We start from the raw sequence: 23,905 nt of genomic DNA, 5'->3' as shown, positions 1-23,905 counted from the left end.
AGTCATTCCGTGCGGCCGACGACCACGTCCAGGAAGATCGGCTTCTTGGACGACAGCAGCTGGGTCCCGGCCTCGTCGGTCATCTTCCAGTAGATCTTGCATCTGCCGGGGGAGTCCGACGCGTGGACGCGTACCGCGATGTCGACGGACTCGCCCGGCTGGACCGCGCTGATCTCGACCCGTTTGGGGGCGCGGCACGGGGTGTCGTTCAGCCGGGTGAGATAGCGTCCCCGCCACGGGATGGTGCCGGTGTTCCTGATCCGCCAGATCTTCGTGAACTCCGTCCCCGTCTTCACCACCGTGCCGTCCGGATGGGTGACGTCCTGCTCGAAGGCCGAATCGTCGTAGGGGGAGGCGGCCCGAGCCGGGGTGTCCCGCGCGGCGGGCTCGTCCTTTCCGGAGAGCGGGGCGAGCCAGGTGAAGAGGGCGGCACCGGCGGCGGCGGTCGCGACCGCCGCGATCACGGCCGGCCTGGTCAGGGGAGACCGGGCTCGGCGTGCGGGGTGCTCCGCCGAACGGACCTCTGCCTCGATGTGCCCGGCGCGGGTCTCGTCGTGGCCCGTACGGCCCTCGGTGGTCTCGCTACATACGACGGCGCTGGCGGCCCGCTCCCAGTGGGCTCGCCACTCGCGCCTGGCCTCCTCAGGGTCCTGGCTCAGCCGGTCGACGGCGAGGACCCGGACGAACTCCCACGTCGTCTCCCAGGTCGGCAGCACCTGCCCCCGGGCGGCGGCCGCCAGCGAGGACTTCGAGGCCGCCGCGCCCATACGGGTCGCCATCTCCGCGAAGGACGGGTCGCCCGCCTCCGCCTTGAGCTCCCACAGCCGATACGCGAGGGCCGCCACCGGGCCCGCGCCCGGTTCCGGCCGGACCGGCTTTCGCCCGGGCCGCGCTCCCCTGCCCGTCCACTGCGGATCAGGCTCGTCCACCTGCGAGCCTGATGTCCCGGATAATTCCGGCATCTTCACCTGCCCTGTCCGGCACCGTCATCCAGCCGTGCCGACGACCCTGGCATGGCCTGTGCCACCTGAGAGCAAATGAGATTACCTGAATTGTCCTAATACGTCTGGAATTCTGCGGTTTGCTCGGACGTCGTGGTCATTCACCCGCGCATGCCCGGAAGCCGTACTCCGCCGCGAAGGACCGCAGCGCCTTCTCGTTCTCGTCCGGTTCCAAGGACTGTTCCACCGCCTTCTTCGCCTCGCCCTCCCTGCCCGCGCGCAGCGCCGCCTCCGCGCTTGCGCTGAGCTGACGCAGGGTCGCGGTCAGTGCCCTGGCGGGCACGAAGAACCTCTCCCGCACCCGCGCGACGTCACCGCCGGGCGGCGCGATCGCTTCTATCGCGGCGATGGTGCCGGCCATCGACTCCGACGCGCGGCGGAGTTCGTCCACCTCCTCGCGCAGGTTCGCGGGTGGTTCCTCGCGGAGATCCGACTGCCGGGACGCTTCCTCGCACACCGCGTCCACGGCGGCGATGTACTGCCTTTTGACGTCTTCGTACGGTGCCTCCTCCGCCACCGAGACCGTCGCCCACAGCACGAAGGCCAGGGCCGGCACAACCCCGCCGACGATCACACTCCACACCGGGACATGCCTTCTCGCACGCGATCCCATCCGCCGCTCACTCCTTCGGAAGAAAACGCCCTTGGCGCTCTCGCGAGCGCCAAGGGCTGAAGTCCGGCCGAGCTACGTCCCCGTCCCAGCCCGGGATCAACACCGGATCCGGCGCTCCTGCGTCCGCTTGTACAGGGTGGCCACTTCGCTGCCACGCAGGACGGAGTAGAGATGCACCTTCGTCTGGTTGCGGTAGAGCTGACTACCGCCGGAGCACTTCCACGAAGGGGTCGTCGTCACGGTGAACGCCGCCCTTCCCTTCTTCACCTCCGAGGTGGCCTTCGTCCGCCAGAAACCGAGGCCGCGATACTGCTGGAGAGTCGTCTTGACCACGGCCCGGCGGCCCCACTCGCCTTTCTCGCAATGGACCTGCCTGCTGGTCGTGATGTGGTCGCCGCTCTTGTACGGCGTAATTATCCGCTGCCAGCCCTTGCAGCGGTCGTGGTACCCGATCCCCAGGTAGGCCTTCGCCGACCAGCCCGGCGCCAGGACGGCCGAGCCGTCCGAGACGGCGGTGACGCCCAGCTCCGCCTGCGCTGACGCGGACGACCCCGCCATGAGCCCGGCCGTCAGGCCGACGACGAGCGCCGCTCCTGTAATCCCTTTTCGTCCGACCATCGGATCTCCTTTCAAAGAAATCCTCTGCACTATCCGACTCGGGAGTCCCCGACCAACCGCGCACAGCGATTCAGCGGAATATCCGCACGCTGCCAATGGCGCCGATATCGAACACCGGCACTGGGAACGGCAACACTCTGACCGCCCATGCCGGAAAACGGCAAGCGATCTGCCCCGTCCGATCATCCGGATGTTGTCCAGAGCTATTAGGACAATCAAATTCGCAGGTCAGGAACTTGCTACAGGGATTCGACCCACGCGCCAGGGATCCCGTGCCCGCCGCTTCGTCACGCCAAGGGGCCCTCCCGGCTGCCGTGCCGAGCGCCGGTGGTGGCGCGTCCACGCCGTCCGTGCCACACTCACTGTTATAGAACTCATCGATGAGTTATAGAACGATCGGAGGATGGCATGCGCAACCTGTTGCCGTGGCGTGAGCCGGTCCCGCTGGACGGGACGATGGGCGAGCCCCGAGCGCGGGGCCGGTTCGGCGAGTACGGCGGACGGTACGCGCCGGAGTCCCTGGTGGAGGCGTGCCGCGAGGTGGACGAGGCGTTCCGGGAGGCCTGGGCGGATCCGGGGTTCCGCGGCGCCCTGGCGCGGCTGCTCGCCGTGCACGTCGGGCGGCCGACCCCGCTCACACCGGTCCGCCGGCTGTCGGAGGCGCTGGGCGTGCGGCTGTACCTCAAGCGCGAGGATCTCACCCACACCGGATCCCACAAGATCAACAACGTGCTGGGCCAGGCCCTGCTGGCCACCCGGATGGGACGGCGCAGACTGATCGCCGAGACGGGCGCGGGCCAGCACGGGGTGGCCACCGCGACCGCCGCCGCGCTGCTCGGGCTGGAGGCCACGGTGTTCATGGGCGAGCGCGACATCGAGCGGCAGGCGCTGAACGTCTTCCGGATGCGCATGCTGGGCGCCGAGGTGGTCCCGGTGACCACGGGCAGCCGTACCCTCAAGGACGCGACCAGCGAGGCCATGCGGCACTGGGTGGGCGCGACCGGCGACTCCCACTACTGCATCGGCTCGGTCGTCGGGCCGGATCCCTACCCTTGGATGGTCAGGGAGTTCCAGCGGGTCATCGGTGACGAGGCCCGCGGGCAGTGCGCCGCCGAGCTGCGGACCGGCGTCCCGGACTATGTGGTCGCGTGCGTCGGCGGCGGCTCCAACGCGGCCGGCACGTTCGCCGGATTCGCCGACACCCCGGCGCGCCTGGTCGGTGTCGAGGCCGAGGGTGGCGCCGGGGCGGCCCGCGGCCGGCTCGGCGTCCTGCACGGCTGCCGCTCGCTGTTCCTGCAGGACGACGACGGGCAGATCACCCAGGCGCACTCCATCGCCGCCGGGCTCGACTACCCGGGAGTCGGCCCGGAGCACGCCCACCTGCGCGACCTGGGCCGGGCCCGCTACATGACGGTGACCGACGACGAGGCGGTCGACGCGGCGGTACGGCTGGCGCGTACCGAAGGCATCGTCCCCGCGCTCGAATCGGCGCACGCCCTCGCCTGGGTGATCCGCGCGGCGGGCGCCGGTGACCTGCCCGCAGGATCGACGGTGCTGATGACGTTGTCCGGCCGAGGCGACAAGGACGTCTCGACCCTGAAGGAGCTGCTGTGAACGCCACCCAGGTAGAGCGCCACCTCCGTGCCCGCCGGGACACCGGCAGAGGCCTGCTCATGCCGTACGTCACCGGGGGGATCACGCCCGGCTGGACGGACTATCTGCGGGCCTTCGCCGCCGCCGGGGCGGACGCGATCGAGGTCGGCCTGCCCTTCTCCGACCCCACGCTGGACGGCGTCACCATCCAGCAGGCCGGCGACACGGCACTGGCCCGGGGGGCGAGCGCCCGCCGGATCCTCGCCGACCTGTCCGGCCTGCCGGACCTGGGCGTGCCGCTGGTCGTCAGCACCTACTACAACCTGGTGCTGAACGACGGCCCCGAGGCGTTCTGCGCCGCGCTGCGCCGGGCCGGCGTCGGCGGCCTGATCGTGCCCGACCTGCCGATGCACGAGGCGGACGAGCTGACGGACGTGGCCGCCACCGCCGGGATCGAGCTGGTCCTGCTGGCGTCCCCGGCGACGCCGCAGCCGCGGCTGGCGGAGATCTCGGGCCGCAGCCGCGGATTCGTCTACGCGGTGTCGCTGATGGGCACCACCGGTGAGCGGGCCGGCCTCGCCGCTTCGGCGGCGGAGCTCACCGAGCGGATCAGGCGCGTCACCGACCGGCCGGTCTTGCTAGGATTTGGCATCTCCACCCCGGACCAGGCACGCGAAGCCCGCCGGCACGCCGACGGCGTGGTGGTCGGCGCCGCGGTCATGCGGCGGGTGCTCGACGGGGCTGGGCCGGACGACCTGCGGGCCTTCCTCGCGACCCTGCGGCAAGCCCTCGACCAGGAGTGTGACCGACCACGATGACCCTCGACGCCGGACACGAGGCGAGATACCGCGCCATCGCCGCCGACCTCGCCGCGAAGATCCGGTCGGGACACTACGCCCCCGGTGCGGCCCTGCCGCCGCAACGGGAGCTGAGCGCCTCCTACGGGGTGACCCTCATGACGCTGCGCCAGGCGCTGCGGGAGCTCAGCGACGAGAAGCTGATCGTGCAGCAGCCCGGCAGGGGCACGTTCGTCGCCCCGCCGCACCTGGCGTACCAGCTCGACTCGCTCCGCAGCCTGGTCGACGACCTGCGGAAACAGGGCCACGACGTGCGCACCGCGGTGGCCGGGCGGGCGGTGCGCCGGGTCCCCGCCCGGATCGCCGCGGAGCTGCGGCTGCCTCCCGGCGACACCGCCCTGCGGCTGGAGCGGGTCCGTGAGTTCGCGGGACGTCCCGCCGTACACCAGGTGTCCTGGGTCCGCCGGCCGGTGGCCGACCAGATCCGCGACCGCGACTTCACCGCCGTCTCCCTCTACACGGCCCTCGCCGACGCGGGCGTGACGGTCGCCCAGGCGTCCGAGGTGGTCCGGCCCGGTCTGCTCGACCCCGCCGCCGCCCGCCACCTCCACGAGCCGCAGGGCAGCCCGGTGCTCGTCAGCACCCGGATCACCTACACGCTCGACGCCACGCCCGTCGTGTCCGACCATGCCACCATCCTCGGCAGCATGATGGAGATCCGCACCGAACGCGCCGCCACCGGCCTCTCTCTCACCTGGGGCGCCACCAGCTGAGAGCCTGTGTGCGGTCCATCCCGCCGTGGCGACGAGCAGGATCACGCCCCGTCATAGGTCGTAGTCATAAACGGCCAATGTCAGCGTTCCGGGGCGCCGCAGGTACTCGGGGATGGACGTCTCCAGCCGGACCCTGATCGTTGTCGTCTTCTCACTGCGCGGCCGTTTGCCCATGTCGAGGTAGCCGGCTCCGCTGGTGGTCGGCGGGGCGGAGCAGTCGATGGAGCCCTTGACCGGGCGCCCGTTCACCCACAGCTTCTGGTTGAGCCGCTCGGCGAGGCCGTCCCCGCAGTAGGTGACGATGGCCAGGCCGCGGCCCCTGTTCGGCACGGTGAGTGTCACCTCGCGGGTGCCGGGCCAGGTGGTGCTGCCCTTGGTGACCAGGCTGAGGTCCTTCCCGATCTTCGCGGGCGGGTCGACCGGGGGCGAGGCGGTCCTCATTGTGGTCGGCGGCGTCCACTCGTACACGCCGAACCGCCATTTTCCCGGAAGCGTGCTCCCAGGGTAGGGCTTGACGGTGAATTTCACCGTCCGCGTCCCGGCGGGGAAGGGCTGCATGTCGGCCGCTTTGCCCCGCGCGCACGAGTTCATCAGAAACAGCGGCAAGTCCTTGTTCAGGCCCGGCACCCGGGCTCTGACCTGCGGTGGCGCCGCTTTGGGGGACGGGCAGTCGGGCAGGATGGCCACCGGCTTCCCGCTCACCTCCACTTGGAACGTCCTCGATTCTTCGCGCGACGGGTCGAAGGTCGCCGTGGCGAGCCTGCGGTAGACGGTGCCGTCGGACTCCTCGTACTGGATCGGGAGCTTCTCGGTCACGCTCGCGGTGGTCGGCTGATCGACTTGGTCCGGCCCGCGCAGGCTGACGACAGTTCCCGCGGCGACGACCGCGACGGCGACAGTGACAGCGGCAGTGACGGCCGACAACCGGCGCCGCCGCGCGCCGCGCGTCCCGGCCCGCAGTGAGTGCCACGGGATCGGGCGGTCGAGCGCGGGACGGCTGCGCTCGTCCAGCAGGTCGCGGAGTTCTCCCTGGTCGATAGGCATGGCGCTACCCCCTCCTGTCGTACGCGAACGACTCGTCCACCCGAAGCTTGGCCAGCGCCCGGCTCGCCTGGCTCTTGACCGTCCCGACGCTGCAGCCGAGCGTCGAAGCGGTCTGGGCCTCGGTCAGGTCCTCGAAATACCGCAGCACAACGACGGCCCGTTGCCGGGCGGGCAAGCGGCCGAGTGCCTGCCAGACCAGTTCGCGGTCGTCGGCCTGTCCCATGTGGTCGGCCGCCCGCGTCTGGTCGGGCGGCGACTCGCTGGTCAGCTCGGCCTGTCTCCAGCGACGCCGCCACCAGGAGACGTGCAGGTTCACAATGATCTTGCGGACGTACGCCTCACGCTCCTCTCCCAGGCGCGGCCAGGCCTGCCACGCCTTCAGCAGCGCTGTCTGCACCAGGTCCTCGGCCGCTCCCCAGTCACGGGCGAGCAGGTAGGCGGTGCGGAGCAGCCGGTGCCACGACGCCTCGACGAACGCGTCGTACTCCGATCCATCCGCCATGTACGGTCCTTCCTCAGGCGACAGTCACCCGCCCTTACGCCGCCGGAGGCACAGAAGGTTGCTCAGTCTCAAGAAGTAGTTCATGATCGTTCTCGCTCCGATTTCCCAGTTGCTGGAGGGCGAGTTGCGCGGCGGCGATTCCGACCTCGGCCAGCAGTCCGGGCGCGGCGGATTGGTCTGTGGCCACGGTGAGGGTGCCGCCGCGGCTGATGGCCGGGCGGTCGTGCCAGGTTGTCCCGGGCAGGTCGATGGCTCCGGTGCAGTGTGTGCGGAGGGCGCTGCGGTGCCACTGCACCGCGGCGCGCCAGCCGGGCCATGACTGGTCAAGAAGATGCTGTACACGGCGTTCGGCGTCGGTTTTTCGCTCGTTTGGGGCGCATGCGGCGGAGATCTGGATGAGTTCGTGCCCGGGCGGGGCCAATGTGGGGTCGGCGAGGCTGTAGCGGGCGGCGTAGATTCGGTCATCGAGGTCCAGTACCCGGAACCAGTCGGGACCGCTGCCGGCGCGTGCGGACCCCGGCGCCCGGCCCGAGCGGGTCGCAGTCCCGCCGCGCCGCCCTCGCGAAAATCGACCAGGAACTCCACACCATCGAAAACCTCGCTACCCACTATGAGCCCTGAGTTAAAGCACCGCGTCCGCGGGTGGAGAGCATGAGGGCGGCGACGACGAGCGTGCCCGCGCAGATCCAGATCGCCGCACCGACGGGAGTTGCCGTGAGGTGGCCGCATCATCTTGGTCGCGTCCGTTGTAGCTGTGACGGAGGTCGGGGGCGAACCGGTCAGGCTTCGCGCTGCTGCTGAAGTTCTTCGAGGTGGATGCCCGGTTCCCTGAATTGCTTGCGGTGGCGTACGTGGCCCAACAGGTCAATGACCGCATCGAGCCTCCGACCCCGAGCCGGCTGCCGGCGTCGATGGTCGGTCGGAGCGGGGCCGGCCGCTCCGGACCAGGTGGTGTCGATTCAGAACGGTTGTTCTTCATGCAGGGGAGCCTCCCAGGCGGCGGTGATGTCGCGTGCGACATCACGGAGGAGGTCGATGAGCAGGTCTGCGAGTGGTGTGAGGCTGGCGTCTGTTTTGGTCACGGCGTAGAGCCGGCGGTAGGGCCTGGGGTGGGCCAGTTCGCGATGGGTGGTGCCAGGCGCATGGGTCAGGGCCAGGCGCGAGACCAGGGCCACTGCGATGCCGGTGCCGACGAGGGCCTGGGCGACGTCGTAGGACTCGGTCTCGAACCGCACCGTGGGAGTGAAGCCGGCCGCGCGGGCAGCGTCGTGGAACTGTCCGCGGGCGGCATGGCCGGCCAGAATGGAAACCCACGATTCGTCGCGCAGTTGTTCCAGGTGGAGTTCGCTGTCCGCGGGCTGCCCGGTGACCAGTGGATGGTCATCGGGGAGAACCACGACCATCGGGTCCAACAGGAGCGAGTGGGCCCGTACGTGTGGGGGCGGCGCGAGCGGCGTGCCCCAGGACGCGACGATGGCCACGTCCAGGCGCCCCGCGCTGATCTCGTCCGTTCCGCGTCCGGACACCACGTCTACGACCGAGACGTCGGCGTCCGGATGGCGGTGGCGCAGCGCCGTCAGGGCCGGTGGCAGCAGGTGCAGGGCAGCCGCCTGGAACGTCCCGATCCGCAGACGGAGCGAGAGGTGACCGAGCAGTGCGGCCAGTTCCGCCTCGGCCCTGTCCGATGCCTCCTCCACAGTTCGACCGTGGGAGGCCAGCAGCGCACCGGCCGCGGTGAGCGTTGCCCCGCGAGGACCACGGATGACCAGCGGCACCTGCCAGTCGCGCTCGGCCTTGACCACCTGCTGTGTGACCGCCGCGGGCGTGAGCCGGAGTGCGTGAGCCGCCGCCGTCAAGGAGCCGTGCCGCTCGATCAACGCGAGAAGGCGCAGCTGTCCCGGATCCACCACCATTCACTAATTCTAATGCTGCACCCTCCTGTTTTAACTTGTCTTAGGGGTGCGGGACGGGAAGCCTGATGGGGCACCCATCGGCCGCAATCCCCGGAAGGGGTTCTTTCCCATGCCCACGCATGTGCCCGTTTTCATCGCCACCACCTTGCTGCTGGCGATGCTGCCAGGCGCGAGTCAAGCCCTGATGATCCGGCAGGTTCTGGAAGGTGGCCAACGTACGCTCCGAGGCACGCTCGCGGGCAATGCCAGCGGCTTCCTGCTGTGGTCCACGGCCGCCGCGGCCGGGCTGTCCGCCGTCCTGCTGGCCAGCCCCACCGCGTACGCGGTGCTCCGAATCGCAGGCGGCATCGTGCTGATGATCCTCGGGGTGAAGACGCTACGGACCGCGCTCACCAGCGTCTCCACCCGCCCGCCCCGCGAGGGCGGGCGGCGCACTGGATTCGCGGGCGGATATCTCACCGGCCTGAGCACCAACCTCGGCAACCCCAAGGCGGGCGTGTTCGCCGTCTCGGTGCTGCCTCAGTTCGTGACCGCGAACGGCCCGGTGTTCCTGTCGACCGTCGCCCTGGGAGCCCTGTGGGCGCTCGTCAGCGCCTCCTGGTACATGTTGCTCACCTGGGCCGTCGGCCGAGGGCGCGCCCTGATATCGCAGCCGACCGTCCTGCGGGGACTCAGCGTGACCACCGGCGTCGTCCTGCTGGGGCTGGGCGCCGCGGTGGCGGCAGGCTTCTGAGCCGGTACAGGTCGCCGGGCGGTGCCCGTAGATCCGCGGCTGGCCGATGCCGCGGTATTCCTCGCTGGAGGCCGTCGCGCATGCGGCTGGTGTGGAGGCGGCCGTCCAGGTGGTCGAGTTCGTGGGCGACCAGCCGGGCCAGACGAGCTTGCTCTCCTTGGCCGCCATCGCGAGCGCGGCCCGGAGCCGACAGGCCCGAATCAGCCGATCGGTGGTGCGAGGTATTCCAGCGCATAACCGTCGCCGGAGGGGGTTACGCGGGCGATGCCGGGTGAGTCGAGGTGGGCGCCGGCCACGAAGTGGTGTGGTTGGGTCAGTTGTTCGAGGAGGGCCGCTCGCGCGGCGCGGGCCTGGGACTGGTTGCCGTCGAGCTCCCAGGAGACGTTCGGCTGATCGAATTGGAGCGTGGGAACGTGAACGGTGTCGCCCCAGACGAGAAGGTGGCCGGTGCCGCTCCTGACGTCGTAGACGGTGTGACCGGGTGTGTGGCCCGGTGCCGGGATCGCGGTGGTCCAGTCGTTGATCGCGATCTTCTCCGACACGGGTACGACCCGGTCGCGGATCGGCTCGAGCCGCCCCGTGAACACCGAGGTGTCGCCCGCGCCGATCCACACGCGCTCGAGCTCGGTGAACGCCTCTGAACCGTCCGGCGCGATCAGGCCGCTCACGTGGTCTTCGTGCTTGTGGGTGATGGCCACATCGGTGACCTGCGCGCGGTCGATTCCCGCTTCGTCGAGCGCGTCGTAGATCAATCCCATGGTGGGGTCGTGCCAGGCGTTGGACGCGCCGGTGTCGATGAGAAGCGACCGCGTGCCGTCGGTGACGAAGAAGGCGTTGACCGACAGCCGCAAGTTGTCGCCGGCCAGCGGGACGGCGGCCGGCAGCTCATCGAGCGTGCGCCCATCCTCGTCGCGGAGCCGTGTCGGCGGCATGTCGATGTACCCGTCTCGCAATGAGATCACCTGCAGCTCGCCGAATTCGAACGTGGCATGGTGCTGGCCACTCGAGATCAAACGCATGGAACCTCCGTCGTGTGCGCGTGTCTTCGATAGAAGACCATATCTTCTTTAGGAGAAACCCTACACTGTGGGCAGCGAGATACCCATCGATCGAGGAGCACGGTGGTCGAGCAAGACGGAAACGCGGCGGCCGAACCACAGCACGGTGACGACCTGGCCGGCGCGTTCGGCGGTAACGTGCGGCGACGCCGCGAGGAGGCGGGCCTGACGCTGGAGCAGCTGTCCACACAGTCGTCGGTCAGCCGGGCGATGCTGTCCAAGGTCGAACGCGGTGAGAAGAGCCCGACGATCGGCGTCGCGTCCAGGATCGCCCACGCGCTCGACGCGTCGCTCTCGGACCTGATCGGTGCGCCCGCTGCTGCCGCGTCTGGTGTGGCCATTGTCATGCGAAAGAACGATCGCCCCGTTTTCCGTGACCCGGAAACCGGCTTCGAGCGGCACATGGTGTCAGCGGCCCCGGGCGCGGGAGAAGCCGAGATGGTCGTCCACTACCTCCCCGCGCAGGTCTCTACCGGGCTGCTGCCCGCGTATCCGCCGGGTACGGAGAAACAACTCGTGGTGCTCGAAGGCACCCTCACCGTCGCGATCGGCGGGATCAGCGAGACCCTGAACACCGGCGACTCCCTGTTCTTCCAGGCCGACGCGGACCACGGCTTCGCCAACCGAACGAACGCTCCCTGCGAATACATCATGGTCATCTCGCGCAGAACCTGAGCGGCGTGTCGGTCCGATGCACTCCCCGTTCGTCCACCGCATTTCCCGGCGATGTCCGAACGGGGAAGGCGCCTGCCCGCGACCCCGGCACGGCCGATGGAGGCCACCCGGAGAATCGGGCCACGTGCCGATCTATCCGAGCACCGGGTAGTTCGCGCGGAACACGTTGTGCGGGTCACGGGCCCGCTTGATCTCCCGCAGCCGCGCGAGCGCGCTGCCGGAGAAGGACTTCGCCGCCGTTTCACCGGGGGACAGCAGGGTGTACGGCTTGCGGCCGCTGATGTAGGCCTTCAGGTCGGCCACGACCTCGGCCTGCTTGGCGCGCGTCGCATCGGCCACGTGCGGCAGGCCGAGACCCAGCAGGCCGAGCAGGTACGGCTCAGCCACCGCGCCGCTCGCACCGGCCCCGCCGCCCGGCTCGGCGAGCGCCCCGCCCAGGTGCCTGATCTGCACGTTGATGAGCGGTTCGACCGGCTTGGCCAGCAGGAGCTCCACCGCGTCCGCGTCCAGGCCGGTGAGCAGCTCCGCACGAGCGATGGATGGGGCCGGATCGGTGGGCTCGGCGGTGATGTCACCCAGGTCGGCAACGGGGACGACGCCGCGGCTGTCGGAGATCGCGCCCCCGATCTTGTCGATGCGCACCAGCAGGTCCTCCCCCTGAGCCGCCTCACCCAGGTAGGCCAGATCCAGCGTCACCATCGGCGACGCGCCGGGTGGCTGGAGCCGGTTGATCCAGACACTGAGCTCACGTGGCGCCTCGGCGGTGATCTCCAGGAACGCGTCGTACACCTCCCTGGTCCGGTGCTCCGGCCAGATCACGCGCCCGCCGTACAGGACCGGCGCGGGATACAGCTCGAGTTCGAGGGCAGTCACCACCGCGAAGTCCCCGCCACCGCCGCGCAGCGCCCAGAACAGCTCGGGATCGGACTCGGCGGTCACCCGGCCCGGCTCGCCATCGGCGTCCACGATGTCGATAGCCCGCACACTGTCGGAGGCGAAGCCGTACTTGCGGCTGAACCAGCCGACCCCACCGCCCAGGGTGTAGCCGGTCACGCTGACCCCCGGCGCGCTGCCGGACAGGCCGGTCAGACCCAGCGGACCGGCTGCCGCCAGCACCTGCCCCCACTTCACGCCCGCGCCCACCCGGACCACGCGCTCCTCCGCGCGTACCTCCACCGCGTTCAGCAGGCCGGTACGCAACAGGATCAGGCCTTCCACATCACCCGAGGCGCCATGCCCGCTCGGCTGCGCGGTCACCGTCATACCCGCCCGCCGCGCGTAACGCACGAGCGCCGCCACGTCATCGGCATCCGCGGCCTCCGCCACGGCCGCCACGGGCTGCCTGACAGTCAGATTCCACGCGGTGGCCGCCTGTTCAAAGCCGTCGTCACCGGGCAGGAGCACGCGCCCCTTGAGGACACCGCGCAGATCGTTGATCGTCATCGTCGTCTCCCTTTTCGAGTTGTCAGAAAAACCGTGCTGCACTGCGGGGACGTCAGGCGGGCTGCGTGGCGGGCGCTGGGGTGGCGGTCTCCTGGGCCTTGCGCGCCTTGCTGGTCTCGCGGAGGGTCAGCAACCCCGTGACCGCGATCAGCGCCGAGGTCAGGCCGTGGATGCCGAACGCGACGGCCGTGGATCCGTGGTGGGCCAGGACGTTGACCATGTCGCCGAACGGGGCGACGGCCACCATCAGCAGGACCCAGCCCAACGGGCGGCGGTGGCCCGTCACCAGCAGGATGCCCATGGCCAGGCCCATCGCGATCTCGCGGCTGCCCTTCACGATGGAGAAGCCGCTGCCGTCAGAGGGCCAGTTCGCCAGCCCCGGGAAGGTGGTCCCGAGGGGCAGGACGAAGGACAACCCGAGGTAGAGGGTGAACAGGACGACGACGGTGGCCAGGACGGTGTTGAGCTTCTTCAGCGACATGGTTCTTCTCCTTTGATGTTCAGACTGGGCAGGGGTTCAGCCGCGGACACGGCGGATGTGGCGGGCGTAGCGAGGGCGGCCGATGACGTGCCAGATGGCGCGGACCGGGGTGGGGAGTCCGCTGAGGACGATGGCGCGCTCGGCCGGGTTCGCGTCTTCCAGGACGGCGCCGAAGAGCGTGAGCAGGGTGAGTTTGGGGGTGTTGTTCACCAGGTGGTCGCCCAGAGAGGCCCACTCCTGTTCGGTGATGTGCTTGGCCGCGAGCGGGAGGAGGGTGGCCTCCTCGTCGTCGAGGTGTTCCATCAGGACCGCGCGGTGCTCGGTGAGGGCGGCCACGAGGGTGTCGCGTTCGTCGGCGCCCGCGGTGGCCTCCCATGCGGGGACCGCGGCGTCCAGCCTGGTCAGGGTGACCGCGATGCGTTCGTGCTGGGCCTGCATGCGCAGGACGATGTCGGCCTCCAGATCCACCCGGGAAAGGAGCGGCGGCCACAGCAGCTCGTCCTCGCCCTCGTGATGGTTGTGCAGGCCCATGCGGTAGACGCGGAAGTGGTCGGCGATCACCTCGGCGCGAGCGGTGTCACCCGGGGTGACGGCCGCGACGAGCTCCACCAGCAGCCGTGACTCACGGCGGAGCACGCGGTGGACGATCTCCATGTCCTGGGTGTTGACGCTCATCTGTTCCTGCCTCTGCTGGATTGCGACCGGGGCGGTTGCGATGTGTTCAGGCTGCTCCGGGGTATTTGGAGGGGACTTGGAGCCGACTTGGAACCGCCCACGTATGATGTGCGGATCATGGTCTTCATCCGGGTGCTGGGCCCGTTCGCAGCCGAGGTGAACGGTGAGACCGTCCACCTCGGCGGGCCGCGGCAGCGGGGCGTGCTGGCGTTGCTGGTGGCGGCGCGTGGGCATCTCGTGCCGGTCGACCGGATGATCGAGAACCTGTGGCGCGGGGAGCCGCCCGCGCGGGCGCTGATGTCCTTGCAGGCGTACGTGTCCAACCTGCGCCGGCTGCTGGAGCCCGGACGTCCGCCGCGCACACCGGCCCGGCTGCTGGTGAGCGCGCCGCCCGGTTACGCGCTGCGGCTGCCGCCGGAGTCGGTGGACGCGTGGCGGTTCGAGGACCTGCTCGACCAGTCCCGTACGGACACCGACCCGCGCGTCGCCCAGGCTCGGCTCGCCGAGGCGCTCGGACTGTGGCAGGGACCGGCGTTCGCCGAGGTCGTCGACGAGCCGTGGGCCGCCGCCGAGACGGCCCGGCTGAACGAGCTGCGCCTGGTCGCCACCGAACTACACGTCGCGGCGGGTCTGCGAATCGGCGACCCCGCCGCGGTGGTCCCCGAGGCCGAGCGGCTCACCCGCGACGAGCCCCTACGCGAGGAAGGCTGGCGGCTGCACGCCCTGGCACTGTGGAGCAGCGGCCGCCAAGCCGACGCGCTGGCGACGCTCCGCCGCGCCCGCGGCATCCTCGCCGAGGAGCTCGGGCTCGACCCTGGCCCGGACCTGACGGCCTTGGAGGAGGCGATCCTCACCCAGCGCACGGACGTCATGCGCGAGACCGTGCCCCCGCGACCGCCGACCGCACCGCTGCCGCGGCCGGCGCCGATCATCGAGGCGCCGTTCTTCGGACGCGAGGCACAGCTGTCGGCACTGGTCACGGCCGCCACCGAGGCCGCCACCGACGGCGCCCGCATCGCCCTTGTCACCGGCGAGGCCGGGCTCGGCAAGTCGACGCTGCTGGACCACCTCGGCAGGCGGCTCGAACGTGACGGGTGGCTGGTCGCCGTCGGCCGCTGCCCCGAGATCGACAGCGCGCCGCCCGCGTGGGCCTGGACTGAGGTGCTGAGAGCCACCGCCGCGACCACGTCCCCGGGCGAGTTCGCGGACGACCTCGCGCCGCTGCTCACCGACACCGGACCGGCGGACGACGACGCCACCGCCGGACGGTTCCGGCTGCGCCAAGCCGTGTGGATGTGGCTCGCGGCGGTCGCCACGGAACGCCCGGTCGCCGTCGTGCTGGACGACCTGCACTGGGCGGACGCCGCCACGCTGGAACTGCTCGGCGGCGGCCTCGGCATGCGGGCCCCGATCCTGGTCGTCGCCGCGTACCGCGCGGACGAGAGCGGGCACCTCACCGAAACGCTGGCCTCCCTCGCGCGCGCCACGCCCCTCCGCCTGGCGCTGCCGGGGCTGAACGACGAGGCCGTCGCGGAGCTCGTACGGACCGAATGCGAGGCCGACGAGGAGACCATCGCAGGGATCGCCGAGCGCACCGGCGGCAACCCGTTCTACGTGCGCGAAAGCGCCCGGCTGCTGAACGGCGAAGGCGCGCTGGTCGCCCTCTCCGAGGTCCCCGAAGGCGTACGGGACGTCCTCCGCCGCCGGCTCGCGCGCCTGCCCGAAGGCGGCGTGTCCATCCTCCGGCTCGCCGCGGTCGCAGGCCGGGAAAGCTCAGTGGACGTTCTCGTCAAGGCCGCCGACACCGACGAGGACGGCGTGATGGACGCGCTGGACGCGGGCGTCATCGCCGGGCTCCTCGACGAGCCCGGCCCAGGCCTCATCCGCTTCGTCCACGCCCTCGTCAGGGACACCCTCGTCGCCGACCTCAGCCGCCTCCGCACAGCCCGCATGCACGCCCGGATCGCCGCCGCTCTTGAAGGCACCGACGACATCGCGGCGCTGGCCCACCACTACGCGCGCGCCGGCTCACCGAAGGCCGTCGGCTACTGCGTCCAGGCCGCCGAGCTTGCCGAGGCCCGCTACGCCCACGACGTGGCGGCCGACCTCCTCACCGACGCCGTCACCAACTCGACCGGACCGGACGAACGCGTCGAACTGCTCGGCAGGCTCTTGCGCGCGCAGATCCGGGCGGGAGCCGTCGGAGCCGCCCGCGAGACACGCCGTGAAGCCGTGGAGTACGCGGAGTCCCTGGGCCGCGACGACCTGATGATCGCCGCATTCACCGCGTGGACAGAGCCGACCCCCTGGCAGGCCCGTACGTACGGCACAGTGGACCGGCCCATCGTCGACCGCCTGAGCCGCCTGCTGAAGCGCGAACTGACCCCTTCGGTGCGGTCCCGGCTCCTGACGGCGTACGCGCACGAACTGATCGGCGAGGACGACCCGACCGTTCTGGAGGCAGCGCAGGAGGCACTCGACCTCGCCACCGGACCCCGGCTGCGGGCCGCGGCACTCGAGATCCTGGCGGAAGTCCACGGCGACGCCGAGCTCTGCCGGGAGCTCGTGGAGATCGGCACCGAGCACGACCTGCCGGTCTACCGCGTCAGCGGGCTGCTCAACCATGCCAACGTCGCCGCCGCCGCCAACGACCCGGTGACCATGCACCAGGTGACCACCGAGGTCCTGGAACTCGCGCGCACCTACCGAATGCGCGAGGCGGTCGCCGTCGCCGAGATCATGCTGGCGACCCTGGCGCTCATCGAAGGCCGATTCGCCGACGCCGAACTCCTCTACATCAAGGCCGACGAGGGCATGCGCCGCGCCGGATCGGTGCACACGGGCTTTCTCCAACTCGCCCTGGCCACGATCTGGCTGAACGACGGCACACTCGGTGCGCACCTGGACGACGTTCGCGCCCTCCACGCCGCGCTCGGCCCCATGACCTCCGACCTGCTCGCGCTCGCCCTCCACGCCAACGGCCTGGACGCCGAAGCCCGCGAGGTCCGCGCGTCACCCAGCCCGATCCGCCCCGACTTCTTCTTCACCTTCCTCACAACGTTGCGCGCGATGGCCATCGTCGCCTTGAACGACCGCGACGCCGCCGAGGAGATCTACGCGACGCTGCTTCCGCACCGCAACGGCCCCCCGGCGGGCGCCACGAGCCTGTCGGTGGCGCTGCGCCCGGTCGCCCACACCCTCGGCGAGCTGGCCGTCCTCCTCGGCCGCGACCACGAGGCCGCCGCTCACTTCACCCGGGCCGCCACCATCGCCGACCACTGGAACGCACCCCTCTGGGCCGCCGAGGCCCGGTTGCGAACGACCACCTAGCCTCTGCCCATGGTGCCGCACAGCTGTGACACAGAATCTGCATTCTCTGTCACGAGTCGAGAAGGTGGCCAGCGGAGATGGACCAGTGGGCTCGCGCCGGAGAGGTCCTCTCCCTCAACATCGAAGACCTCGACCTCGAGTTCCGGCGCGCCCGCATCACCTCCAAGGGCGGCGCGATCGAGCACGTCCACTGGCATCCGGTACCGCCCGCCTGCTGCGCGGCCGTACCAGCGGCCAGGTCTTTCTCGCCGACTGTCGCGCTTCCACCTTCGGATCGCGCGCTCCCGCTGTCGCGGACATCTGCTCTGCAGCACCTGGCCGCCGACGGACGGACCGCTCCCGAACCGCAGGCCAATTCCCGCCACCAGCACCTCGGAAGCCTGGGCCGCTGCGTCCGGCTCGGCGAGGAGACCTCCGCCCGTGTCACCGCCGAAGCCGACCCAGCCGCCCGCCGTCGCACACGCTAACGACCATTCCAAACGTCAAGATCATTCTCAGCGCTAGCGGCTGTACCACTGTGCCTCAACCCCGTAGTCGCCGGGGCGAAGCGGTTCGTGGCGTTGACAAGGGCGATGAACGTCGCCAGTGCGGTGAGCTGTTCGTCGTCGTAGTGTTTGGCGGCGTTGGCCCAGGCCTCGTCGGACGCTGTCGGCGATGCGGGTGCCCTGTTCGGTCCCCTCAGACGCCAGATCTCCCGCTGAATCGCCGTCAACACGTTGGCCGCGACCCGGCACTATGGCGGGATCAGGCGATGAGCAGGCGCAGGCCGAGCTCTGCCGCGTCGAGGCCGGAGAGGTCGCGGTTGCGCGCGGCCCACCGGCCGGATGCGAGGTCATCACGCAGACTGTGCACTGCCCGCTGCTCGGCGTCCGGGCCGACCCTGGCCCAGATCGACATGCCGCGGCGGACATGCTCGTCCAGGTATGCCTCGGGCCGGCGCCAGAAGGCGTGGTAGAAGCCGTCAGCGCAGTCCCACGGAACGAGCACCGGTTCGGTCCGAGCTCCGATCGCACCGACCAGTTCGGTCAGCGAAGGCCGGCCAGCCCAGAGGCCGGCGAACTCCGGCAGGTGGTCACGATTCAGCCAGAAGAGATCGGCGTCACTGGCGTCGCAGGTGAACACGACCACGCGGCGAGCGACACGGCGCATCTCGCGCAGGCCCGCGATCGGGTCCTGCCAGTGATCGATGGTGGCGAAAGCCATCGCGGCGTCGAAGGACTGGTCCTCGAACGGGAGACTCTCCGCGGTGGCATCGACGCACGGCGCCGCGCCTGCGGGGCGCTGCGCCCGCATGACCGCCGATGGCTCTACCGCAGTCACGTCGAGGCCGGGAGGCTCATAGGACCCGGTGCCGGCCCCAACGTTCAGCACGGTCCGCGCATCGCCGAGCGCGGTCCAGATCTGCTCGGCGATCCGCGGCTCGGTGCGCCGCGTCACGGTGTAGGCAGCGCCGATGGCGTCATACAACTGCGCGCTGGACATCAGACTGCCTCCATCTCCGTCAGCAGATCTTGAGTCGATATATCGAAAAGTTATGATGCAACGCCGTTCAGACACCAGATCTTCCGCTGAATCACCGTCAACACGTTGATCCAACAGGGAAGACATCGACCCGTTCGTGACGGAACGCGCGGCACGTTTCCTGGCCGAGACCGGCTACGGGCACGTCCAGGTCGTGCTCGGCGATGTCGAGCACGTGGTGTCCCCGCCCCAGAAGGGCAGGATCTTCATCAAGCGTCACACGCAGCTGATCCTTTCCTGGGACCGAAACACGACACCCGCTCAACTGCAGTCGGCACGCCCCCGGAGGCGTGCCTCTGTGACAACCACTGCGGTTCGGTTCCAAGAAAGCCTGGGCCGTTGTGCTGGGCAACCAGGTCCTCCCTCGGCGCGGAGTCGGTCGGTGAGGAGGCGCCGGAGACGGCGGGCGCACGGTCTGGGCCAGCGTGATCGGCACCACGCCCGGCCTCATTGGCGCCCAACCGTTGGCCGCCGCCACGGAGTGCCGGTCCTGGTCCACTGACCTGGCAGGTCCTCGGTCAGGGTGAAGCGGGTGGGCGCAAGCGCGTCCGGCTGCGGCCATGAGTCCGGCGGCTCTGGAAACGGACATGGCGGCGGCTGAATCCACGTCTTCAGCGCGACGACTGACAGCATCCCACTCCCAGCCCCGATCACGTTAGTCGCTGACCTCTTCGCGGGCGGCGTCCAGGACCCGTTGGGCGTCGCGCTCGAAGAAGCCTCGCGCCGCCAGGCACAGCAGGCCGCCGAGCACCATCGGCACGATCAGGACGTACATGGCCGTCACCAGCGACCCGCTGCGGTCGGAGGAGATTCCCACCAGCAGCGGCCCGAACGCGGCGCCCGCCGTGATGAGCAGCTGGAGCACCGCGAAGCCGAGCCCGCGCGAGTCGGCGCCGACCACGTCGGCGAGGGAGGCGGTCATGTTGGGGATGGCCGTCGCCGAGAGCAGCGACGAGACCAGCAGCAGAGCGACGAGCGAGGTCAGCGAATCCATGGAGAGGGCCACGGCCTGGGCCAGCGAGCCCAGCGTGATGCCGGTGCCGCCGACCAGGAGCCTGCCGCCCCTGCGGGTGGCGTGCATGCGGCGGCCGAGCCACGCCCCGATGAGTGTGCCGCCCACGACGCCGATGACGCTGATCATGCCGGACAGCGAAGCTGCGGCCCCGGCGCTGACTCCGTAGTTCCTGACCATGAGGCTGGGCATCCAGAACGCGATCCCGGCCAGGCCGAGGGTGAGTGCCATCAGCCCGACGCAGACCATGGTGAGGGTGGGGATCTTCAGGACCTCGCGGAACTGCCTGCCGAACCGCAGGCGGCCGGTCAGCCTGGCGGCGAGATGCGTCACCTGCTCCGGACGCGGCCCGGCGGCTTCGGGCACGGGCTGCGGCTGATCGGAGCCATGGGCGATCACCCGGTCGAGGAAGCCGCGCGCCGGCTCCCTGAGCCACCAGACGACCAGTGCCGTGAGCACACCCGGAATCGCCATGAACATGAACGTGGCACGCCAGCCCATGGCCTGGCCCAGCACGCCGCCGAGCGCGGTGCCGATCCCGCCGAGGTAGGTGGTGATGCGCACCAGACCGTAGGCCTTGGCGCGGGTGAGCGGGGGATAGTAGTCAGCCAGCAGGCTGCCCGAGGCGGGATTGTCGATGTTCTCCGCCGCCGCGAGGAGTACGCGCATCGCGAAGAACATGGCGAACCCGGTGGCCAGTCCCGAGCCGAGGGTCGTCAGGCCCCAGCAGAAGACGACAATGGCGATGATGCGGGTGCGGTTGTAACGGTCGGCCAGGTATCCGGCGGGCAGGGCGACGGCCGCCGCGGCGGCCGCGGCCGCTGTGGGAATGGCCCCGGCGGCCGTGTCGCTGATTCCCCACTCTCGCTGGAGCAGCGGCAGCACTCCGGACAGGAGGTTGGCCTCGATCCGGTCGACCAACCCGACCAGGAACAGAACCACCAGGGGCGCCCACCCGTAGGGGGCGAGGTCCTTCGCGCTGATTCCCCGGCCCAGCGGCGTTCCAAGGCGCCGACGCCGCTCCGCAACGACCTCGGCCATCGCACTCTCCTCCGCTGTACCGCCGGGAACAAGCTAGAAGCAATTTCTAAAATCCGGTTCTAGCTGAGTGTGAGGTAAATGACAACCCTCCTTCACGATCGTTGACTCGGGGGCCAGGTGGGTGGCCGAGGTCACGGCCGTACTCGTGAACGCGCCCACTAGCGTGTCACCGCACAGACGACGCCCACATCGCCGACACGAATTCCTCCAGCGGCTTCAGGAAGGGTTCAGATCAAGGTGCCGCTGCGGGCGCAGGTCCTCACCAGCCGCCGGGGCCCGCGGAATATGACGAGTTGGTGTTGGTGGATCGCTCACAGGACCGCCGCCAGCGAATCCAGTGACACCAGGTAGTCCGTGCCTACCGGCGTGAGGACGGCGCTGGTGACGCCTGCGTCGAACAAGTCCGCCAACCTGGACCGCGCCTGCTGCGGCGTGCCTGCCACGGCGAGCTGACGTACCCACTCGTCTGGCAGGGCGTGGGCGAACTCCTGAGGGCCGTCGCAGCGCGAGCGAAGGGTGACAAGATCGTCGTGGAAGGGCAGCGGGGCGATGTGGGGGCGCCAGTCCATTTCGCCGACCACTTCGAGGGCTGGGCGGACAGCTGCCAGTGCGGCAGAGGCGTCGTCATCGACTGCCGCGATGTTGTAGGCGACCAGACAGTGAGGGCGGGTGGGGGCGATCTGCCGGAGAGCTTCTCGTACGTAGGCGGGTGTCACCGGTTCCGCGAGGAGTGTGCCGTCAGCCACGTGACCGGACAGGGCCAGGGACTTGGGGCCGCGCACGCCGGCCAGGACCGCAGGGGCTGCCGCCGGTGCGGCGCTCTCGTGCAGTCGCATTCCGTCGATGCGTACGTACCGCCCGTCGTGATGAACGAGTTTGCCGATCAGCAGGGACTTCAGGAGGGTGATGTACTCGGTCAGAAGGGTGAGGGGGCTTTTGGGCCATGCGCCGACGCTGCGCATCCAGGACGGCATGCCGTGGCCGACGGCGATGTCGATGCGGTTGGGATGCAGCTGAGCGAGGCTTGCGATCTCCATCGCGGCGAAGGCCACGTTGCGGGCGGCGGCCGGCAGCAGTCCCACGCCGACGCGGATCCGCGTTGTGGCGGCGAGGACGGTGGCTGCCTGCACCAGTCCTCCTCCGCTCACGATGTCATCCTCGGCCAGCCACTCCGGCAGAGGCGGCCGGTCCGAGATGGTGGAGGTCGGCTGCCTGGCGCGCTCTCGACCCCACGGCAACCATGGAGCCGGGACTGGCAGTTGTTTAAGAGCCACATTTCAGCAATTGGCTCTCGACGGACGATCGGGTACGAGGAGCCCCTGGCCACCGGCGACAGCGATTGGCGGCCTCCCGAACCTGACGAACGCACGACCGCGCTGGTGACCTGCACCAGCGGCACCAAGCGGCGCCCCAACGGCGTCGAGGTCTCCCACCAGGTCAGCCAGAACGGCTGTGCGGAAAATACCGCCGCCGCACCGTGGGATCCGGCCGGCAACCGCCGGCAGGGGCTCGACCGCTTCATTCCTGAGCGGAGGCCCGCGCTTTCAGGCGCCCGCCGGTCCGCTGTAGTCGGTGGCGGCATAAACCTGCAGAAGCCTCTCGACTCCGTGCTGGAAGGTCTCGCAGATCAGCGCCGGGTCGAACAGGCAGCCGGCGGCCATGGCGCCGTCGCGCATCATCACGAAGTGGCGGGCGGCGGGCTCGGCGCCGGTCTCCTGGATCTGCGTCAGCAGTTCCGTGACGGTTTCCAGGAACCATTGGCGGTGGGCGAGCACGGCCTTGCGCACCGGGGACTCGGGGTCGGGATACTCGGCGGCAGCGTTGAGGAAGGCGCATCCCCGGAAGCCGGGGGACTGGATGCTTTGGGCGATGGAGTTGCTGAGGGCCCGGATGGTGTCGGCGGCCGGTAGCCCGGCGGCGACGGCCTCGTCCGCCTGACCCCGCATGGCCTGGTCGACCTCGTTCAAGTAGGCGAGGACAAGGTCTTCCTTGCCGGGGAAGTGCCGGTAGAGGGTGGCCCGCGTCACCTGCGCTTCGGCGACGATGCGATCGATGCCGACGACGTGGATGCCTTCCGCGTAGAAGAGCCGGGTGGCCGTGTTGAGCAGCCGGGACCGCGCTTCGGACGGCCGACCTACGGATTGGCTGGACATACCCACCACCCTAGCGGATAGAACGTTCGGTCTTGACAGACTTCGCCGCAGGTTGCCATGCTGTGCCGCGACAGAACGTTCGGTCTACTCGGGGCCATCCTGGTACCTGGTCAGCAGGCAGGACCAGGCCATCGCTGGGCGCCCACCTGATGGAGAAGCCCGACCACGGGCCGCGCTGAACCGCTCTCCACATCGCTCATCCACCGAAAGGATCATCATGAGCACTATCGCTGCTTCGCCCGATATTTCCGGGACCGCGTCCGCACTGCGGCGGCTGTACTTCGTCCGGTTCGCGTTCGCCATCGTCTGGGCCCTCGTGATGTTCACGACCGCCTCGAACCTGGGTCCGCTCGCGGTCGCTCTGCTCGTGCTCTACCCGCTGTTCGACGTGGCCGCCGCCATCATCGACGCCCGCGCGTCGCGCACCACCGGATCACCTGCCCTGCTGTACGTGAACATCGCGGTCAGTCTGATCACCGCCATCGGCGTGGCCATCGCCTGCGCATCCGGTATCCCGGCGGCGTTGCGCGTGTGGGGCGCCTGGGCGGTCGTGGCCGGGCTGGTCCAGCTGATCGTGGGCGTCACCCGCCGCAAGATGGGCGGCCAGTGGCCGATGATCATCAGCGGCGGCATCTCCGTACTCGCCGGTGCGTCGTTCATCGTCGGCGCCTCCGCGGACAGCCCGACGCTGATCAACGCGGCCGGCTACGCCATCCCCGGCGGCATCTTCTTCCTCATCTCGGCCTTCCGTCTCGGCCGCGCCGCGAAGGGAAACTGACATGGACGGCAACACTTACGACGTCGTCGTCCTCAAGGTCGGCCCGGTTGGGGAGAACGTCGCCGACCGGGTGGTGCAGGGCGGGCTCAGCGCCGCCATCGTCGAGCGCGAGCTCGTCAGCGGGGAATGCTCCTGCTGAGGCTGCATGCCG

Annotated in this window: 23 protein-coding genes; 9 read left to right on the top strand and 14 right to left on the bottom strand. The window is 69.9% G+C overall.

The annotated features are described in order from the left end of the window. Positions 1-2: 2 nt before the first annotated feature. The 3 genes from AB0B91_RS32460 to AB0B91_RS32450 form a co-directional block, all read right to left on the bottom strand. The gene (locus AB0B91_RS32460; protein ID WP_358327574.1) at positions 3-929 is read right to left on the bottom strand and encodes an NBR1-Ig-like domain-containing protein; all 927 of its coding nucleotides are present in this window, start codon (positions 927-929) and stop codon (positions 3-5) included. A gap of 169 nt (positions 930-1,098) precedes the next feature. Next, positions 1,099-1,614 (bottom strand): hypothetical protein, encoded by a 516-nt coding sequence (locus tag AB0B91_RS32455; RefSeq protein WP_358327572.1) that lies wholly within the window; start codon positions 1,612-1,614, stop codon positions 1,099-1,101. 96 nt (positions 1,615-1,710) lie between these two features. Beyond that, on the bottom strand, positions 1,711-2,232 hold the full coding sequence (locus tag AB0B91_RS32450; protein ID WP_358327570.1) for a hypothetical protein: 522 nt from the start codon (positions 2,230-2,232) through the stop codon (positions 1,711-1,713). Between the two features lie 408 nt (positions 2,233-2,640). On the opposite strand from AB0B91_RS32450, the gene trpB reads away from it, so the two are divergent. The 3 genes from trpB to AB0B91_RS32435 are packed head-to-tail and all read left to right on the top strand — an operon-like array spanning position 2,641 to position 5,395. Beyond that, positions 2,641-3,846, top strand: coding sequence for a tryptophan synthase subunit beta (trpB, locus tag AB0B91_RS32445; protein ID WP_358327568.1), 1,206 nt, complete (start codon positions 2,641-2,643; stop codon positions 3,844-3,846). Further along, on the top strand, positions 3,843-4,643 hold the full coding sequence (trpA, locus tag AB0B91_RS32440; protein WP_358327566.1) for a tryptophan synthase subunit alpha: 801 nt from the start codon (positions 3,843-3,845) through the stop codon (positions 4,641-4,643). The genes trpB and trpA overlap by 4 nt, the downstream gene beginning before the upstream one ends. Beyond that, a complete protein-coding gene (locus AB0B91_RS32435) occupies positions 4,640-5,395 on the top strand; it encodes a GntR family transcriptional regulator (protein WP_358327565.1) in 756 nt (251 codons plus the stop codon). Before trpA ends, AB0B91_RS32435 begins: the two co-directional genes overlap by 4 nt. Positions 5,396-5,446: 51 nt before the next feature. On the opposite strand, the gene AB0B91_RS32430 is transcribed toward AB0B91_RS32435, so the two are convergent. The 3 genes from AB0B91_RS32430 to AB0B91_RS32420 form a co-directional block, all read right to left on the bottom strand. Next, positions 5,447-6,439, bottom strand: coding sequence for a hypothetical protein (locus AB0B91_RS32430; RefSeq protein ID WP_358327563.1), 993 nt, complete (start codon positions 6,437-6,439; stop codon positions 5,447-5,449). A 4-nt stretch (positions 6,440-6,443) separates the two neighbouring features. After that, positions 6,444-6,941, bottom strand: coding sequence for a SigE family RNA polymerase sigma factor (locus tag AB0B91_RS32425; protein ID WP_358327561.1), 498 nt, complete (start codon positions 6,939-6,941; stop codon positions 6,444-6,446). Positions 6,942-7,900: 959 nt separating this feature from the next. Next, positions 7,901-8,854 (bottom strand): LysR family transcriptional regulator, encoded by a 954-nt coding sequence (locus tag AB0B91_RS32420; RefSeq protein ID WP_358327559.1) that lies wholly within the window; start codon positions 8,852-8,854, stop codon positions 7,901-7,903. Between the two features lie 109 nt (positions 8,855-8,963). On the opposite strand from AB0B91_RS32420, the gene AB0B91_RS32415 reads away from it, so the two are divergent. Then, positions 8,964-9,587, top strand: a complete 624-nt coding sequence (locus AB0B91_RS32415; RefSeq protein WP_358327558.1) for a LysE family translocator — start codon at positions 8,964-8,966, stop codon at positions 9,585-9,587. A gap of 200 nt (positions 9,588-9,787) precedes the next feature. Here the strand turns inward: AB0B91_RS32415 and AB0B91_RS32410 are convergent, their stop codons facing one another. Continuing rightward, positions 9,788-10,606, bottom strand: coding sequence for an MBL fold metallo-hydrolase (locus AB0B91_RS32410; protein WP_358327556.1), 819 nt, complete (start codon positions 10,604-10,606; stop codon positions 9,788-9,790). A 102-nt stretch (positions 10,607-10,708) separates the two neighbouring features. On the opposite strand from AB0B91_RS32410, the gene AB0B91_RS32405 reads away from it, so the two are divergent. After that, positions 10,709-11,320: an XRE family transcriptional regulator gene (locus AB0B91_RS32405; protein WP_358327554.1), complete on the top strand. Its 612-nt coding sequence runs from the start codon at positions 10,709-10,711 to the stop codon at positions 11,318-11,320. A gap of 132 nt (positions 11,321-11,452) precedes the next feature. Here the strand turns inward: AB0B91_RS32405 and AB0B91_RS32400 are convergent, their stop codons facing one another. Genes AB0B91_RS32400 through AB0B91_RS32390 form a run of 3 tightly spaced genes read right to left on the bottom strand, consistent with a single transcriptional unit; the run spans position 11,453 to position 13,919 of the window. Continuing rightward, complete coding sequence (locus AB0B91_RS32400; RefSeq protein ID WP_358327552.1) at positions 11,453-12,763, bottom strand: FAD-binding protein; 1,311 nt, start codon at positions 12,761-12,763, stop codon at positions 11,453-11,455. A gap of 52 nt (positions 12,764-12,815) precedes the next feature. Continuing rightward, positions 12,816-13,244 (bottom strand): DUF4267 domain-containing protein, encoded by a 429-nt coding sequence (locus tag AB0B91_RS32395; protein WP_358327550.1) that lies wholly within the window; start codon positions 13,242-13,244, stop codon positions 12,816-12,818. A gap of 36 nt (positions 13,245-13,280) precedes the next feature. After that, positions 13,281-13,919, bottom strand: coding sequence for a hemerythrin domain-containing protein (locus AB0B91_RS32390; protein ID WP_358327548.1), 639 nt, complete (start codon positions 13,917-13,919; stop codon positions 13,281-13,283). 87 nt (positions 13,920-14,006) lie between these two features. Between AB0B91_RS32390 and AB0B91_RS32385 the strand changes: the two genes are divergently transcribed. Beyond that, positions 14,007-17,249, top strand: coding sequence for a BTAD domain-containing putative transcriptional regulator (locus AB0B91_RS32385; RefSeq protein WP_358327546.1), 3,243 nt, complete (start codon positions 14,007-14,009; stop codon positions 17,247-17,249). 77 nt (positions 17,250-17,326) lie between these two features. Further along, positions 17,327-17,716: a hypothetical protein gene (locus AB0B91_RS32380; protein ID WP_358327544.1), complete on the top strand. Its 390-nt coding sequence runs from the start codon at positions 17,327-17,329 to the stop codon at positions 17,714-17,716. 277 nt (positions 17,717-17,993) lie between these two features. Here the strand turns inward: AB0B91_RS32380 and AB0B91_RS32375 are convergent, their stop codons facing one another. From AB0B91_RS32375 to AB0B91_RS32360, 4 genes are all read right to left on the bottom strand, one after another. Continuing rightward, on the bottom strand, positions 17,994-18,857 hold the full coding sequence (locus tag AB0B91_RS32375) for a class I SAM-dependent methyltransferase (protein ID WP_358327542.1): 864 nt from the start codon (positions 18,855-18,857) through the stop codon (positions 17,994-17,996). 568 nt (positions 18,858-19,425) lie between these two features. Continuing rightward, positions 19,426-20,823: an MFS transporter gene (locus tag AB0B91_RS32370; RefSeq protein ID WP_358327540.1), complete on the bottom strand. Its 1,398-nt coding sequence runs from the start codon at positions 20,821-20,823 to the stop codon at positions 19,426-19,428. Positions 20,824-21,134: 311 nt separating this feature from the next. Then, positions 21,135-21,971: an LLM class flavin-dependent oxidoreductase gene (locus AB0B91_RS32365; RefSeq protein ID WP_358327538.1), complete on the bottom strand. Its 837-nt coding sequence runs from the start codon at positions 21,969-21,971 to the stop codon at positions 21,135-21,137. Between the two features lie 396 nt (positions 21,972-22,367). Next, a complete protein-coding gene (locus AB0B91_RS32360; protein WP_358327536.1) occupies positions 22,368-22,976 on the bottom strand; it encodes a TetR/AcrR family transcriptional regulator in 609 nt (202 codons plus the stop codon). Between the two features lie 217 nt (positions 22,977-23,193). Here AB0B91_RS32360 and AB0B91_RS32355 point away from each other — a divergent pair, with 217 nt between their 5' ends. Further along, positions 23,194-23,754 carry a hypothetical protein gene (locus AB0B91_RS32355; protein WP_358327534.1) on the top strand — a complete coding sequence of 187 codons (561 nt, stop codon included), beginning with the start codon at positions 23,194-23,196 and terminating at the stop codon, positions 23,752-23,754. A 1-nt stretch (position 23,755) separates the two neighbouring features. Further along, the gene (locus tag AB0B91_RS32350) at positions 23,756-23,893 is read left to right on the top strand and encodes a hypothetical protein (protein ID WP_358327532.1); all 138 of its coding nucleotides are present in this window, start codon (positions 23,756-23,758) and stop codon (positions 23,891-23,893) included. Positions 23,894-23,905: the final 12 nt, after the last annotated feature.

This window comes from Nonomuraea sp. NPDC049141 (genome assembly GCF_040648415.1).
GTDB lineage: Bacteria > Actinomycetota > Actinomycetes > Streptosporangiales > Streptosporangiaceae > Nonomuraea.
This window is presented reverse-complemented; position numbering and strand designations above follow the sequence as displayed.